Annotated in this window: 13 protein-coding genes; 3 read left to right on the top strand and 10 right to left on the bottom strand. The window is 59.0% G+C overall.

Annotated features, from left to right (window positions below; genetic code table 11):
• Window positions 1-36: 36 nt before the first annotated feature.
• Both dnaG and rpsU read right to left on the bottom strand, forming a co-directional pair.
• Complete coding sequence (gene dnaG, locus ACMDB8_RS25335; RefSeq protein WP_056726633.1) at window positions 37-2,004, bottom strand: DNA primase; 1,968 nt, start codon at window positions 2,002-2,004, stop codon at window positions 37-39.
• 481 nt (window positions 2,005-2,485) lie between these two features.
• Complete coding sequence (gene rpsU, locus ACMDB8_RS25330) at window positions 2,486-2,701, bottom strand: 30S ribosomal protein S21 (protein WP_002551877.1); 216 nt, start codon at window positions 2,699-2,701, stop codon at window positions 2,486-2,488.
• 199 nt (window positions 2,702-2,900) lie between these two features.
• Between rpsU and tsaD the strand changes: the two genes are divergently transcribed.
• Window positions 2,901-3,926 (top strand): tRNA (adenosine(37)-N6)-threonylcarbamoyltransferase complex transferase subunit TsaD, encoded by a 1,026-nt coding sequence (tsaD, locus tag ACMDB8_RS25325; protein ID WP_056726635.1) that lies wholly within the window; start codon window positions 2,901-2,903, stop codon window positions 3,924-3,926.
• Between the two features lie 23 nt (window positions 3,927-3,949).
• Here the strand turns inward: tsaD and plsY are convergent, their stop codons facing one another.
• Window positions 3,950-4,519 carry a glycerol-3-phosphate 1-O-acyltransferase PlsY gene (gene plsY / locus ACMDB8_RS25320; RefSeq protein WP_056726636.1) on the bottom strand — a complete coding sequence of 190 codons (570 nt, stop codon included), beginning with the start codon at window positions 4,517-4,519 and terminating at the stop codon, window positions 3,950-3,952.
• 74 nt (window positions 4,520-4,593) lie between these two features.
• On the opposite strand from plsY, the gene folB reads away from it, so the two are divergent.
• Entirely contained in the window at window positions 4,594-4,950 is a 357-nt protein-coding gene (gene folB / locus ACMDB8_RS25315; RefSeq protein WP_056726637.1) for a dihydroneopterin aldolase, read from the top strand.
• Complete coding sequence (gene folK / locus ACMDB8_RS25310) at window positions 4,941-5,459, top strand: 2-amino-4-hydroxy-6-hydroxymethyldihydropteridine diphosphokinase (protein WP_223541849.1); 519 nt, start codon at window positions 4,941-4,943, stop codon at window positions 5,457-5,459. The genes folB and folK overlap by 10 nt, the downstream gene beginning before the upstream one ends.
• 86 nt (window positions 5,460-5,545) lie before the next feature.
• Here folK and ACMDB8_RS25305 read toward each other — a convergent pair whose 3' ends face one another.
• The 7 genes from ACMDB8_RS25305 to apaG all read right to left on the bottom strand — a co-directional run bounded on the left by ACMDB8_RS25305 (window position 5,546) and on the right by apaG (window position 13,712).
• On the bottom strand, window positions 5,546-6,769 hold the full coding sequence (locus ACMDB8_RS25305; protein WP_056726639.1) for a multifunctional CCA addition/repair protein: 1,224 nt from the start codon (window positions 6,767-6,769) through the stop codon (window positions 5,546-5,548).
• 63 nt (window positions 6,770-6,832) lie between these two features.
• Window positions 6,833-8,395 carry a SpoVR family protein gene (locus ACMDB8_RS25300; RefSeq protein WP_056726640.1) on the bottom strand — a complete coding sequence of 521 codons (1,563 nt, stop codon included), beginning with the start codon at window positions 8,393-8,395 and terminating at the stop codon, window positions 6,833-6,835.
• Window positions 8,392-9,663: a YeaH/YhbH family protein gene (locus tag ACMDB8_RS25295; protein WP_056726641.1), complete on the bottom strand. Its 1,272-nt coding sequence runs from the start codon at window positions 9,661-9,663 to the stop codon at window positions 8,392-8,394. Before ACMDB8_RS25295 ends, ACMDB8_RS25300 begins: the two co-directional genes overlap by 4 nt.
• A 204-nt stretch (window positions 9,664-9,867) precedes the next feature.
• Entirely contained in the window at window positions 9,868-11,790 is a 1,923-nt protein-coding gene (locus ACMDB8_RS25290) for a PrkA family serine protein kinase (protein ID WP_007980217.1), read from the bottom strand.
• A 297-nt stretch (window positions 11,791-12,087) separates the two neighbouring features.
• Window positions 12,088-12,417, bottom strand: a complete 330-nt coding sequence (gene glpE / locus ACMDB8_RS25285; RefSeq protein ID WP_008051614.1) for a thiosulfate sulfurtransferase GlpE — start codon at window positions 12,415-12,417, stop codon at window positions 12,088-12,090.
• A 33-nt stretch (window positions 12,418-12,450) separates the two neighbouring features.
• The gene (locus ACMDB8_RS25280; RefSeq protein ID WP_056726642.1) at window positions 12,451-13,332 is read right to left on the bottom strand and encodes a symmetrical bis(5'-nucleosyl)-tetraphosphatase; all 882 of its coding nucleotides are present in this window, start codon (window positions 13,330-13,332) and stop codon (window positions 12,451-12,453) included.
• Window positions 13,332-13,712, bottom strand: a complete 381-nt coding sequence (gene apaG / locus ACMDB8_RS25275; protein ID WP_007980214.1) for a Co2+/Mg2+ efflux protein ApaG — start codon at window positions 13,710-13,712, stop codon at window positions 13,332-13,334. Before apaG ends, ACMDB8_RS25280 begins: the two co-directional genes overlap by 1 nt.
• Window positions 13,713-13,806 lie beyond the last annotated feature (94 nt).

Below are 13,806 nucleotides of genomic sequence, written 5' to 3'. Positions count from 1 at the left end.
AAAAAACAAGCCGAGGATTATACCTGAGCTATGACCTCACGCGCCAGTTGAGGTCGGGTTTGATGCGGAAACATTGCGACTCAAGAGGTCGCGCAGTTGATTTTTCTCTTCGCTGGTCAATTCGCTTTGACGCGCTTTTCGCAGAAGTTGTTCCAGGTTTCGCTCGCGTTGGCGGGCTGACAAGCTAGTAATGGTGTCGAAAAACTGTTGTTCAAGGTTATCTCCATCAATCAGCCATTCCTTTTCCGCCAGGGCTTTGAGCAAGCGGCCTTGTTCTGTGCCGTGCCAACGCGCAATCAATTGAATTGAGTTTAGCTTGGGATTCTTCTGCACAGCTTCGAGCAGCGCCACCAGCAATTGCGTGTTGGTGTGATCCTCGGCGGCGAAGTGCCCGGCATCCTCGACTTTTTCGGCCAGTTGCGGGTGATGCAGCAACGTGCGCAAGGCGGCGAGGGTCGGCGGTTCTACGGCGGCGGGCACCCGTGGCGCGCGGGGTTGATCACGATCACCGCCCCGTTTGCCATTCTTGTCCCACGGTTTCTTGTCCCATTTCTTGCCTCCTGCACCGGGTTTCTTCGGCGTCCATTCCTGCTGCGGCACATACATTTCCTGTGCCTGCGGCTGATGATAGTCGCTGTAATCGGGCATCGCGTCGTAATCGATGCTCGGGTCGTAGGCGGGCGGTGCTTCTTGCGGGGCGCTTTGTGCCAACTGGCTCACCGCTTCACCGCTCAGGCCGGTGATTTCGCTCAGGCGTTGACGCATCAATATGCGCAGGTTGGCGCCCGGGACTTTGTCGATCAACGGCGCGGCGAGGGTGGCCATGTGAGCCTTGCCCTCAAGCGAACGCGGGTCGGCTTCTTCCGTCAGTTGCTGGAAGAAGTAATCGGCCAGTGGCTGCGCGTGCTGGTTGATGCGTGCGCGGAAGGCATCGGTGCCTTCGGAACGGACCAGGGTGTCCGGGTCCTCGCCTTCGGGCAGGAACAGAAAGCGTGCGCGACGACCGTCCTGCAGGCTAGAAAGTGTCGCCTCCAGCGCCCGCCATGCTGCATTGCGGCCGGCCTGGTCGCCGTCGAAGCAGAACAGCACGTTGGGCACGACGCGAAACAGCCGCTTGAGGTGTTCCTCGCTGGTGGCTGTGCCCAGGGTTGCGACGGCATTGCGCAGGCCTTGCTGGGCCAGGGCAATGACGTCCATGTAGCCCTCGACGACGATGATCTCGTCGAGGTTGCGGTTGGTCTTGCGCGCTTCGTACAGGCCGTAGAGTTCCTGGCCTTTATGGAAAACCGGGGTTTCCGGGGAGTTCAGGTACTTCGGCTTGTCGTCGCCCAATACCCGGCCGCCGAAGGCGATGACGCGCCCACGACTGTCGCGGATCGGAAACATCACGCGGTCGCGGAAGCGGTCGTAGCGTTTGCCGCTTTCGGCGTTTTCGATCAACAGGCCGGCATCGATCATGGCTTTTTGTTGCAGGGTATCGCTGCTCAAGTGCTTGAACAGGTTGTCCCAGCCGGGCGGAGCAAAGCCCAGGCCGAAGTCCCGGGCGATTTCGCCGGTCAGCCCGCGACCTTTCAGGTATTCCACGGCGGCTTTACGTGATGGGTGGCTTTTCAGGGCCTGGCGATAAAAATCGGCAGCGGCACTCAGTAGCGGATACAGCGGCGAATCGGTCGGCTGTCGCGGTTTGTGCGGTCGGCCGCTTTCTTCGCGGGGGATTTCCATGCCGGCGGCTTTGGCCAGTTCTTCGACGGCCTGGACGAAATCCAGGTTGTCGTGGTCCATGATGAAGCCGAGGGCGTTGCCGCCAGCGCCGCAGCCGAAGCAGTAATAGAACTGCTTGTCGGGGCTGACGCTGAACGACGGAGTCTTTTCCTTGTGGAACGGGCAGCAGGCGGTGTGGTTCTTGCCGGCCTTTTTCAATTGCAGGCGCGAGCTGACCACATCGACGATGTCGGTGCGGTTCAGAAGGTCGTCAATGAAGCTCTGGGGAATTAGCCCGGCCATGGCGTTCTCGTCATCTGCGCTGAAAGGATCCCGTAACGTACGGCGACCGAACGGCGGTCATTGTTTGAGGCGCGCAAAGTGTGCGGCTCGACCAGTGTCGTCTGCGTATTCGTTGTCGGGAAGTGTATCTGCCGAAAATCCACTGACGTTAATGCCAATCAGTATCCGACTGTTTGAATGTGTTGCGCTGAATCCGCTACGGCCAATCATAGGCCCCGGATAGCTCATCATCTGGCACGCAAGCAGGTGCCTTGGGCTGATCGTCGTGAGAGGAATCAGTGGGTGTGCTCGTCAGTAGCCTTGAAAGGCTCGTCAGAAAAGACGTGCACCGCTGGCAAAAGAGCCAGGTCTGACGCGGTGAAGCAGATTTGTCTCGGTCGCGTCTGCGGCTTTGACAGTGAAGCATCAAGCGTTTTACGCAAATGCCATAAGCCCGGCTGAGGGCCGGGCTTGGCAGAAGCTTGCTACGATCGTCTGTGTATTAGTACAGACGAACGGCGCGGCGCTGTTCGCGCTGAACTTTCTTGGCGTGACGCTTAACAGCGGCTGCTGCTTTGCGCTTACGCTCAGAAGTTGGCTTCTCGTAAAATTCGCGGCTACGAACTTCAGCCAGTACACCGGCTTTTTCGCAGGAGCGCTTGAAACGACGCAGAGCTACGTCGAAGGGTTCGTTCTCTTTTACTTTGACGGCTGGCATCCAGAGCTACCTTCATTCATTACCGGGGTCAACATCCTCGCGGCAAAAGAGCACTTGAAGACGTCGGTTTTTAAGGGTTGCGGATGTTAACCCCTCATCGCTCGGAATGCAAAGCCTCTGATCGAAAACCGCTGGTCGGGGCATCACGCGACGACTATTATGCGCGCCTTCGAATTCAGCCTAAACAAGGCGCAAACCCATGCTAGTACTGGGATTAGAAACCTCCTGCGACGAAACCGGTGTCGCATTATATGACAGTGAGCGCGGCCTGCTGGCCGACGCGCTGTTCAGTCAGATCGACCTGCATCGCGCCTATGGCGGCGTTGTGCCCGAGCTGGCTTCGCGCGATCACGTCAAACGCATGCTGCCCTTGATTCGTCAGGTGTTGGCCGAGGCCGGCTGCGTGCCGACCGAGATCGATGCGATCGCCTACACCGCGGGTCCTGGCCTGGTCGGTGCCCTGCTGGTAGGGGCTTCCTGCGCCCAGGCGCTGGCCTTTGCCTGGGGCATCCCGGCCCTCGGCGTGCATCACATGGAAGGCCATTTGCTGGCGCCGATGCTGGAGTCGCAACCGCCGGAATTTCCGTTCGTCGCTTTGTTGGTGTCGGGTGGTCATACGCAACTGGTTCAGGTCGACGGAATCGGTCAGTACACGCTCCTGGGCGAGACCCTGGATGATGCCGCCGGCGAAGCTTTCGACAAGACAGCCAAGATGATGGGCCTCAATTATCCGGGCGGGCCGGAGATCGCTCGCCTTGCAGGGCAGGGCGTTGCAGGACGTTTCGTGTTCCCGCGGCCTATGTGCGACCGCCCTGGCCTGGATTTCAGTTTCAGCGGCTTGAAAACCTTCGCCTTGAATACCTGGCAGCAGTGCGTCAGCGCCGGGGACGACAGCGAGCAAGCCCGTTGCGACATCTCGCTGGCGTTCCAGCAGGCCGTGGTGGAGACTTTGACCATCAAGTGCAAGCGTGCCCTCAAGCAGGCAGGAATGAAGCGCCTGGTGATAGCAGGGGGCGTCAGTGCCAACAAGGCGTTGCGCACTTCCCTGGAAAAAATGCTCGGCGACATGAAAGGCGATGTGTTTTATGCGCGCCCTGAGTTCTGCACCGATAATGGCGCAATGATTGCGTTCGCCGGTTGCCAGCGCTTGCAGGCCGGTCAGCAGGAAAGCCTGGCTATCAGCGTGCAGGCACGCTGGCCGATGGAGCAGTTGACCGCATTGTGATGAACGGTGCTTATGTCCGGCCGCTAGAAGTGCCGTTCGCGCCCGGCAAACAGGTCGCGTAGATTGCCGCGATGGCGCCAGACGATCAGGCCTGTGAGTACGCTCATGGGCAACAGGGCGGCCGGTTCCTGCCAAGCCAGCAGCGGCAGGGTCAGTGGTGTGGCGATGAGGGCGGCCAGGGAGCTGGTGCGGGTCAGGTAGAACGTCAAGAGCCAGGCGCAGACCGCCAGAAAGGCTGCGGGCGGGTATAGTCCCAGCAACATGCCGGCTGCGGTGGCGACACCCTTGCCGCCACGAAAGCGGAAGTACAACGGAAACAGATGGCCGATCACGGCATAGACGCCGATCCAGGCCTGATCCTGTAGTGAAAGGCCCGCGATACCGGCGATCAGCACGGGCAGCAGGCCTTTGCAAAGGTCGCCGAGCAGGGTCAGGATGGCGAGTTTCTTGCCGGCCAGGCGCAACATGTTGGTGGCGCCGGCATTACCCGAGCCACTCATTCGCGGATCGGGGTTACCGGTCAGGCGGCTGAGCAAAATGGCAAAGGACAGAGAGCCGAGCAGGTAGGCGAGGATCGCCAATAACCAAAACATGCTAACTATTCCGGGCGAGGAAGCCCTGATTCTAACGGCGCATTGCGCCCTTGTCGTGTAGCGGAGAGAAGTGCTTGGACAGAGTGTTTATCGAGGGCCTGGAAGTCGACACGGTGATTGGTGCCTACGACTGGGAACGAGGCATCCGACAGTGCTTGCGTCTTGATCTGAGCTTCGCCTGGGATAATCGCCCGGCTGCAGCCGGTGATGACCTGACCCTGGCGCTCGACTACGCCAGTGTTTCCTCGCGTATCCAGGCGTTTGCCGAGCAGGCGCAATTCCAGCTGGTGGAAACCTTTGCCGAGCGGCTGGTTGAAGTACTGATGAGCGAATTCAAGATCACCTGGATGCGCCTGAAGCTGACCAAGCCCGGCGCTGTCCCGGCTGCCATCGGCGGTGTGGGCGTGGAGATCGAGCGCGGATGTCGCTGACACAGGTGTACCTCGGGCTCGGTAGCAATATCGAGCGTGAAGCCCATTTGCGGGCGGGGCTCGATGCTTTGGCGGCGTTTCTTGTCGATATCCGCTGTTCGGCGGTGTTCGAAAGTCAGCCGGTGGGCATCAAGAGTGGGCCATTCTTCAATTTCGTGGTGTCGGCGTATACCGATCTGCCGCTTATTGAACTTGATCGTCGATTGAAATTCATCGAGGCGGATAACGGTCGTTACGCACCGGATCGCCGAGGTTTGCCACTGGATATCGACGTGTTGTTGTTCGGTGACCTGGTGGGCAACTTCGACGGCCTGATCTTGCCGCGGGCAGAAATTCTGAAGAATGCGTTTGTTCTGTGGCCGTTGTCGTTGATAGCACCGGATCGCGTGCACCCGGGCGCAGGCAAGAGCTTTGCGACCTTGTGGGCTGAAGCGCAGATTGATCAGGTGTTGGCGCCAGTGGCTTTCGAATGGCGTGGTGGGCAGCTGACACCCTCTGATTTACTGTAAAGCAAAAAGATCGCAGTCTTCGGCAGCTCCTACAAGGATTGATGCGTCCTGTAGGAGCTGCCGAAGGCTGCGATCTTTTATCCTGTTCAGGCTTTTTCTTTGTAGGCCTTCAGCGCCTTGAGTCGCTCACGCTTGATCGCCTCCCCCAGTTCCGGCCCCTTGAAGCCTTTCTCCAGCAGCGGCTGAACCGCCACGCTACGAGCCGCGGTTGCCGCGCCGCGCAAATAATCCGCCTGTGGATAACTTCTTTCTTCCAGCCCTTCGCGCCCACGCGCATCCATCTCACATGCCGCGATGAACTCCTCGAACCGCTGTGGCCGGCGGTAAATGTCGAAGCTTTGCAGCACCTCCAGCAACGTTGATGGCTTCAGCTCAAGGGCGCGATGCCCATGGGTGTGATACTCGCCCACCAGCAGTGCCAGTTCCTGGCAGTCCCTCGGTACCTTGAAGCGTTCATTGATCGCTTTGATCAGCTTCAGGCCTTTGAACTCGTGGGCAATGTGTCGCGGCCATTCTTCCTCGGGCGTCAGGCCCTTGCCCAGGTCGTGCAGCAGGCAGGCCCAGCGCACGGTCAACGGCTGTTTGTGCAGCGCCGCTTGCTGCAACACGCTCAGGGTATGTATGCCTGTATCGATTTCCGGGTGGTGGGCGGGTGGTTGCGGTACGCCAAACAGCGCGTCGACCTCGGGCATCAGGACCTGGAGTGCGCCGCATGCGCGCAAAACCTCCACAAACACCTGTGGCTGATCTTCCATCAGGGCGCGGGAAATTTCCTTCCAGCTGCGTTCCGGGGTCAGTGCTTCAAGTTCGCCTGACTCGCTGAGTTGGCGCATCAGTGCCAGGGTTTCCGGGGCAACGGTAAAACCCAGCGTCGCGTAGCGTGCCGCGAAGCGGGCAACACGCAGGACCCGGAGCGGATCTTCGGCAAATGCCGGGGAAACATGGCGAAGCAGGCGCGCTTCGAGATCGCGCTGGCCGTGGTACGGGTCGGTCAGGTTCTGCTGGTCGTCTTCGGCCATGGCATTGATGGTCAGGTCGCGACGGATCAAGTCTTCTTCGAGGGTGACTTCAGGGCTTGCGTGAAAAGTGAACCCGCCGTAACCGCGCCCGCTTTTGCGCTCGGTGCGGGCCAGGGCGTATTCCTCACCGCTTTTTGGGTGAAGAAACACCGGGAAGTCCGCACCCACCGGGCGAAAGCCCTTGGCGAGCATTTCTTCGGTGGTGGCGCCGACCACGACCCAGTCGATATCGGTTACCGGTTTGCCCAGCAGGCGATCGCGTACCGCGCCGCCGACTTTATAAATACGCATAAAAAACCTCCGTTAGCTCGACAGGATAACCGTTGCATCGAGCTTTCGGAGGCGCAAACCGGATCAAAGATGGATGACGGCCAGGTCCAGGCGGCCGTAATCACCTTCGCTGTGCTCGCTTCTGGGCGGCACATGGTGGGTTTTCATGACCTGATCGCCTTGCAGGGTTTCCAGGTGAATATCGAAGCCCCAGAGGCGGTGCAGGTGTTTGAGCACTTCTTCAGTCGAGTCCCCGAGTGGTTTGCGGTCGTGCTGCTGGTGACGCAGGGTCAGGGATCGATCGCCACGCCGGTCGATGCTGTAGATCTGCACGTTGGGCTCGCGATTACCCAGGTTGTACTGTGCCGCGAGGGTTTCACGGATGATGCGGTAGCCTCCTTCGTCGTGAATGGCGGGCACCAGCAGGTCGTCCTTCTGGTCGTCATCGAGAATGCTGAACAGCTTCAGGTCGCGGATCACCTTGGGCGACAGGTACTGCAGGATGAAGCTCTCGTCCTTGAAGCTGCTCATGGCGAATTTGATGGCTGCCAGCCAGTCGGTACCGGCGATGTCCGGGAACCAGCGGTAATCTTCTTCCGTAGGTTCTTCGCACATGCGACGGATGTCGCGGTACATGGCAAACCCCAGGGCGTAGGGGTTGATGCCGCTGTAGTAAGGGCTGTCGAAACCAGGCTGGAACACCACGCTGGTGTGGGACGTCAGGAACTCCATCATGAAGCCGTCGGTGACCAGGCCCTCGTCGTAGAGGTCGTTCATCAGGGTGTAGTGCCAGAACGTGGCCCAGCCCTCGTTCATCACCTGGGTCTGACGCTGTGGATAAAAATACTGGGCGATCTTGCGCACGATGCGCACGATTTCCCGTTGCCATGGCTCCAGCAGCGGCGCGTGTTTTTCGATGAAGTACAGGATATTTTCCTGAGGTTCGGCGGGGAAGCGCGCGTTGTCCTTGTCGCTGTACTTGTCCGCGCCCTTGGGAATGGTGCGCCACAGATCGTTGATCTGTTTCTGTAGATGTTCTTCCCGGTCCTTTTGCCGGCGACGTTCTTCCTCCGCGGAGATCGGATAAGGGCGTTTGTAGCGGTCGACACCATAGTTCATCAGGGCATGGCAGGAGTCGAGCAGGTCCTCGACCGCGTCGATGCCGTGGCGTTCTTCGCACTGCATGATGTACTGCTTGGCAAACACCAGGTAATCGATGATCGAGCTGGCGTCGGTCCAGGTGCGGAACAGGTAATTGCCTTTGAAAAAGCTGTTGTGCCCGTAGCAGGCATGGGCCACCACCAGCGCCTGCATGCAGATTGTGTTTTCTTCCATCAGGTAGGCGATGCATGGATCGGAGTTGATCACGATTTCGTAGGCCAGCCCCATCTGGCCGCGGGTATAGGACTTTTCGGTGCTGAGGAAGTGCTTGCCGTAGGACCAGTGGTGATAACCCAGCGGCATACCGACCGAGGCGTAGGCGTCCATCATCTGTTCGGCGGTGATCACTTCGATCTGGTTGGGATACGTATCGAGTGCGTAACCGGCCGCAATACGACTGATTTCGCGGTCGTAGGCCTGAATCAGCTCGAACGTCCATTCGGAGCCGGTGGAAATGGGTTGGCGTTTCTGCTCTTTGGCGGTCATGTCACTAACCTGCGCTGGAAGAGTTCACGGAAGACCGGATAGATATCCCCGGCCGAGACCAGTTGTTGCTGGGCAAATGTGTCGGAAAAGGCTTCGGCGATGCGCTCGTACTCGAACCACAGGGCCTGGTGTTCGCGCGGGGTGATCTCAACGTAAGTGTAGTACTGCACGAAAGGCATGATCTGGTTGATCAGGATGTCGCGGCAGATAGGGGAGTCGTCGTTCCAGTTGTCACCGTCGGAGGCCTGGGCGGCGTAGATGTTCCACTCGTTGCTCGGATAACGCTCGGCCATGATCTCCTGCATCAGTTTCAAGGCGCTGGAGACGATGGTGCCGCCGGTTTCACGGGAGTAGAAAAACTCCTCTTCATCCACTTCGCGGGCGCTGGTGTGGTGGCGGATGAACACGACGTCAATCTTGTCGTAGTTACGCTTGAGAAACAGGTACAGCAGGATAAAGAAGCGCTTGGCGATATCCTTGGTCGCCTGGGTCATCGAGCCGGATACGTCCATCAGGCAGAACATCACGGCCTTGGAACTGGGGTTGGGTTGCTTGATGAGCAGGTTGTACTTGAGGTCGAACGTGTCGAGGAACGGGATGCGATGAATGCGCGCACTGAGTTTTTCGATTTCTTCTTCGATTTTCTGAATATCGCCGAAGTTGTCCGGTTCTTCCTGCTTGAGTCGCAGAAGTTCTTCCTTGGCTTCGCGCAGCTTTGCCCGGCTGCTGCCGGACAGGGCGATACGCCGGGCGTGAGCCGAACGCAAGGTGCGGATGATGTTGATCCGCGAGGGGTTACCCTCGTTGCTGATCCCGGCGCGCACGGTCTTGAAGGTGTCGGTGCCGGTCAGGTTGCGCTTGACCAGATTGGGTAGTTCGAGGTCCTCGAACATGAACTCGAGGAACTCTTCCTGGGTGATCTGGAAGACGAATTCGTCCATTCCTTCGCCGGAATTGCCGGCCTTGCCGGGGCCACGGCCACCACCACCTCCCGGTGGGCGGGCGATATGTTCGCCGCTGGTGAATTCCTTGTTGCCCGGGTGCACGACCGTCTGCTTGCCACCGCGACCGTGATGAAGCACCGGCTCGTCGATGTCGCGGCCGGGAATGCTGATTTGTTCGCCGTGTTCCATATCGGTAATGGAGCGCCGGCTGACCGCCTCTTCGACAGCCTTCTTGATGTGATCACGGTAACGCCGCAGAAACCGCTGGCGGTTCACCGTGCTCTTGTTCTTGCCATTGAGACGTCGGTCGATCACATAGCTCATGACTGCTCCTTAGAAGCTGTCCTGAAAGGGGCGAGCGGTGATACAGCATCGAACCGAGAGCCGAGGGATGTTGAACGCTCCCCCAAGCGCTTTGGATGCTGCCTGAACTCGCTACCGACTTTCGAACACCTTCCAGAGGCCTGTGTAACAGAAAAAGCGCACACAGGTCTCTGGCTGACGACAACCGGTCTGACCGGCAGCGGGTTATTGTGATTTTCTGACCCGCAGGTACCACTCGGAGAGCAGTCGTACCTGTTTGTCGGTGTAGCCCCGCTCGACCATCCGTGTGACGAAGTCGTTGTGTTTCTGCTGGTCCTCTTTGCTGGCCTTGGCATTGAAGCTGATGACTGGCAGCAGGTCCTCGGTGTTGGAGAACATTTTCTTCTCGATGACCACCCGCAGTTTTTCGTAGCTGAGCCAGGTCGGGTTCTTGCCGTTGTTGTTGGCCCGGGCGCGCAGTACGAAGTTGACGATTTCGTTGCGGAAATCCTTCGGATTGCTGATGCCGGCCGGTTTTTCGATTTTCTCCAGTTCTTCGTTCAACGCTACGCGGTTGAGGATCTCGCCGGTTTCCGGGTCGCGATACTCCTGGTCCTGGATCCAGAAGTCGGCGTACAGCACATAACGATCGAAGATGTTCTGACCGTACTCGCTGTAAGACTCGAGGTAGGCGGTCTGGATCTCCTTGCCGATGAACTCGATGTAGCGCGGTGCCAGGTACTCCTTGAGGAAGCGCAGATAGCGTTCGCGGGTCTCGGCCTGGAACTGTTCCTGCTCGATCTGTTGTTCAAGCACGTAGAGCAGGTGTACCGGGTTGGCGGCGATTTCGTGCGGATCGAAGTTGAACACCTTAGACAGGATCTTGAATGCGAAGCGGGTCGAAAGACCGTTCATGCCTTCGTCGACGCCCGCATTGTCGCGGTATTCCTGGATCGATTTGGCTTTCGGATCGGTATCCTTGAGGTTCTCGCCGTCGTACACGCGCATCTTCGAGTAGATGTTGGAGTTTTCCGGCTCCTTGAGGCGCGAGAGCACGGTGAACTGGGCCAGCATCTTCAGGGTATCCGGCGCGCAATGCGCCTTGGCCAGCGAACTGTTGAACAGCAGCTTGTCGTAGATCTTGACTTCGTCACTGACCCGCAGGCAGTACGGCACTTTGACGATGTAGATCCGGTCGATGAAGGCTTCGTTGTTCTTGTTATTGCGGAAGGTATGCCACTCCGATTCGTTGGAGTGGGCCAACAGGATCCCGGTGAACGGAATCGCGCCGAGGCCTTCGGTACTGTTGTAGTTGCCCTCCTGGGTGGCGGTCAGCAGTGGGTGCAGCACCTTGATGGGTGCCTTGAACATTTCGACGAATTCCATCAGGCCCTGGTTGGCCCGGCACAGGGCGCCCGAGTAGCTGTAGGCGTCGGCGTCATTCTGCGGGAACTCCTCCAGTTTGCGGATATCGACCTTGCCCACCAGCGCCGAGATGTCCTGGTTGTTTTCGTCGCCAGGTTCGGTCTTGGCCACGGCGATCTGGTTGAGGATCGACGGGTAGAGTTTCACCACGCGGAACTGGCTGATGTCGCCGCCGAATTCGGCCAGGCGCTTGGTCGCCCATGGCGACATGATGGTGTTGAGGTAGCGCCGTGGAATGCCGAAGTCTTCTTCCAGGATCGCTCCATCTTCAGTGGAGTTGAACAGACCCAGGGGCGACTCGAAAACCGGCGAGCCCTTGATGGCATAGAAGGGCACTTTTTCCATCAGTTGCTTGAGCTTCTCGGCCAGGGACGATTTACCGCCACCGACTGGGCCGAGCAGGTAAAGGATCTGTTTCTTCTCTTCCAGGCCCTGCGCGGCATGGCGGAAATACGACACGATCTGGTCGATGCATTCTTCCATCCCGTGGAAGTCTTCAAAGGCCGGATAGCGACGGATGACCTTGTTGGAGAAGATGCGCGACAGTCTCGAGTTGGTCGAGGTGTCGAGCAGTTCCGGTTCACCGATGGCCAGCAGTAGACGCTCGGCGGCGGAAACGTAGGCGCTACGGTCTTTTTTGCACAGTTCCAGATACTCTTGCAGAGAGAGTTCTTCCTGGCGTGTGGACTCGAAGCGTTGTTGGAAGTGGCTAAAGATACTCATGACGTCACCTCGCTCGATACGTGGAGCCGACGCCGGATCACTCAGTCGATGCTGGCAGCAACCGAACAGGCGATTGCTGTTTACCCCCCAGAACTCTCCCGGAGCTGACTACTCCGAAAGCTACTCCCGATGACCCGTGCGCCGGTGTACCGGCTCTCCCCTGTTTTGGATGGCCTGGGCTTAAGGATAGTTGGGAATTCGGGAGGTAAAGGCGAGATACGTAATTAGTTGTGGCAGACCGTTCGTCTGCCACCGCGCCAGCCCGCGGGAGCCGGGGCCTGCAACGTTACAAAAAAATTATTCAGTGGTGCCTTGCGCCGTTTCCGCAGGATACGTCGTACGCCACAACTCAAATCCGCCATCCATGCTGTAGACGTCGGAGAAGCCCTGGCTGATCAGGTAGGCGGCTGCGCCCTGGCTGGAATTGCCGTGATAGCAGACCACCACGGTCGGTGCATCGAGGTCGGCACCCTGGATGAAAGCGTGTAGGGAATGGTTATCCAGGTGCTTGGAGCCTGCGATGTGCAGGGCGGCAAAAGTGGCCGGGTCGCGGACGTCGACCACCACTGCGCCTTGTTCGCGCAGGGCCTGGGCCTGTTCCGGGGGGATACGTTTGAATTCGCTCATGGCGGGCTCCTGTGGCTCGGCTGAATGGGCAGTCTAGCGCGGGGCGCTGGCTGGCGATGTTTGGGGAATGGATGAGGCGACTGGCGGCACGGCATGACCGTGTTCGTCGCATTTGCAGGACAGGCGCTCAAAGCTGTCGACGTTCATCAGGGTCAGGGCGCCGCCCCAGACACAGCCTGTATCGAGTGCCGAAATACCCGGCTCTTCGACGTTGCCTTCCAGCGCTGCCCAGTGACCGAAGATGATCTTCAGGTCCTTGGTCTTGCGTTCCTTGTGCTGGAACCAGGGCTTGTAGCCAGGCGGTGCGGTATCGAGGCCTTCCTTGCTCTTGAGGTCGAGTTTGCCTTCGGCGGTGCAAAAGCGCATGCGCGTGAAATAGTTGGTGATCAACCGCAGGCGCGTCACGCCTTTGAGGTCGTTGTCCCATTTCGCCGGATCGTTGCCGTACATGCCATCGAGGTAGGGCGGCAACAGGTTGTCGTCGCGCAAGGCGGTCTCGACCTCGGCGGCACACTTCAAGGCTTTGCGCAGCGACCACTGCGGTGGAATGCCGGCATGGACCAGTGCAAGGTTGCGCTGTTCGTCGTAGTGCATGAGCTTTTGCTGGCGCAGCCATTCCAGCAGTTCGGCGCTATCGGGCGCTTCAATGATCTCGCGCAGGGTATCGGCCTTTTTCAGTCGCTCGATATTGCGTCCGGCCGCCAGCAGGTGCAGGTCATGGTTGCCGAGCACGCACACCAGCGATTCGCGAATGCTGTAGAGGAAGCGCAAGGTTTCCAGCGACTGCGGGCCGCGGTTGACCAGGTCGCCCACCAGCCACAGGCGATCCCGTTGTGGGTCGAACGCCACTTGTTTGAGCAGGCATTGCAGGGCTTGAAGACAGCCTTGCAGGTCACCGACAGCGTACGTTGCCATCAGTGCAAGGCTCCGGGCACCGCCAGGCGGAAGGGCGCGATGATGGCATCGAAGTGTTTGCCGTCGTCGGACAACATCTGATAGGTGCCTTGCATGGTGCCGACCTTGGTGGTCATGACCGTGCCGCTGCTGTAGGTGTGGCTCTTGCCGGGGTCGATCAGCGGTTGCTGGCCGACGACGCCTGCGCCGCGCACTTCTTCGACATGCCCGTCACCATCGGTGATGACCCAGTGCCGTGAAAGCAGTTTGGCGGGCATTTCACCATTGTTTTGCACGGTGATGGTGTAGGCGAAGGCAAAGCGGTCGTGCTCGGGTTGCGATTGTTCTGCCAGATAGCGAGTGACGACGCTGACGTCGACCTGATAGCGAGGATCGGACATGCAAGGGGCCTTAAAAACGAAGCGGGACGCGGGGCGTAGCTGTTGGGGTTCAGTCTAGGCCAAGTATCGGGTAGTAGACCAGAGTGGCGTCCTA

The organism is Pseudomonas monachiensis, assembly GCF_047345015.1.
Lineage (GTDB): Bacteria > Pseudomonadota > Gammaproteobacteria > Pseudomonadales > Pseudomonadaceae > Aquipseudomonas > Aquipseudomonas monachiensis.
The sequence above is the reverse complement of the archived record's forward strand: the minus strand, read 5'-3'. Positions and strand labels throughout refer to the sequence as shown.

What these genes read in the sequence shown, in the direction of transcription:
- tsaD (WP_056726635.1), top strand. Translation starts at nt 2,901, where the DNA reads ATGCTAGTACTGGGATTAGAAACCTCCTGCGACGAAACCGGTGTCGCA.
- ACMDB8_RS25290 (WP_007980217.1), bottom strand. Translation starts at nt 11,790, where the DNA reads ATGAGTATCTTTAGCCACTTCCAACAACGCTTCGAGTCCACACGCCAG.
- glpE (WP_008051614.1), bottom strand. Translation starts at nt 12,417, where the DNA reads ATGAGCGAATTCAAACGTATCCCCCCGGAACAGGCCCAGGCCCTGCGC.
- ACMDB8_RS25305 (WP_056726639.1), bottom strand. Translation starts at nt 6,769, where the DNA reads ATGCGTATTTATAAAGTCGGCGGCGCGGTACGCGATCGCCTGCTGGGC.
- dnaG (WP_056726633.1), bottom strand. Translation starts at nt 2,004, where the DNA reads ATGGCCGGGCTAATTCCCCAGAGCTTCATTGACGACCTTCTGAACCGC.
- plsY (WP_056726636.1), bottom strand. Translation starts at nt 4,519, where the DNA reads ATGTTTTGGTTATTGGCGATCCTCGCCTACCTGCTCGGCTCTCTGTCC.
- ACMDB8_RS25295 (WP_056726641.1), bottom strand. Translation starts at nt 9,663, where the DNA reads ATGAGCTATGTGATCGACCGACGTCTCAATGGCAAGAACAAGAGCACG.
- folK (WP_223541849.1), top strand. Translation starts at nt 4,941, where the DNA reads ATGTCGCTGACACAGGTGTACCTCGGGCTCGGTAGCAATATCGAGCGT.
- rpsU (WP_002551877.1), bottom strand. Translation starts at nt 2,701, where the DNA reads ATGCCAGCCGTCAAAGTAAAAGAGAACGAACCCTTCGACGTAGCTCTG.
- ACMDB8_RS25280 (WP_056726642.1), bottom strand. Translation starts at nt 13,332, where the DNA reads ATGGCAACGTACGCTGTCGGTGACCTGCAAGGCTGTCTTCAAGCCCTG.
- ACMDB8_RS25300 (WP_056726640.1), bottom strand. Translation starts at nt 8,395, where the DNA reads ATGACCGCCAAAGAGCAGAAACGCCAACCCATTTCCACCGGCTCCGAA.
- apaG (WP_007980214.1), bottom strand. Translation starts at nt 13,712, where the DNA reads ATGTCCGATCCTCGCTATCAGGTCGACGTCAGCGTCGTCACTCGCTAT.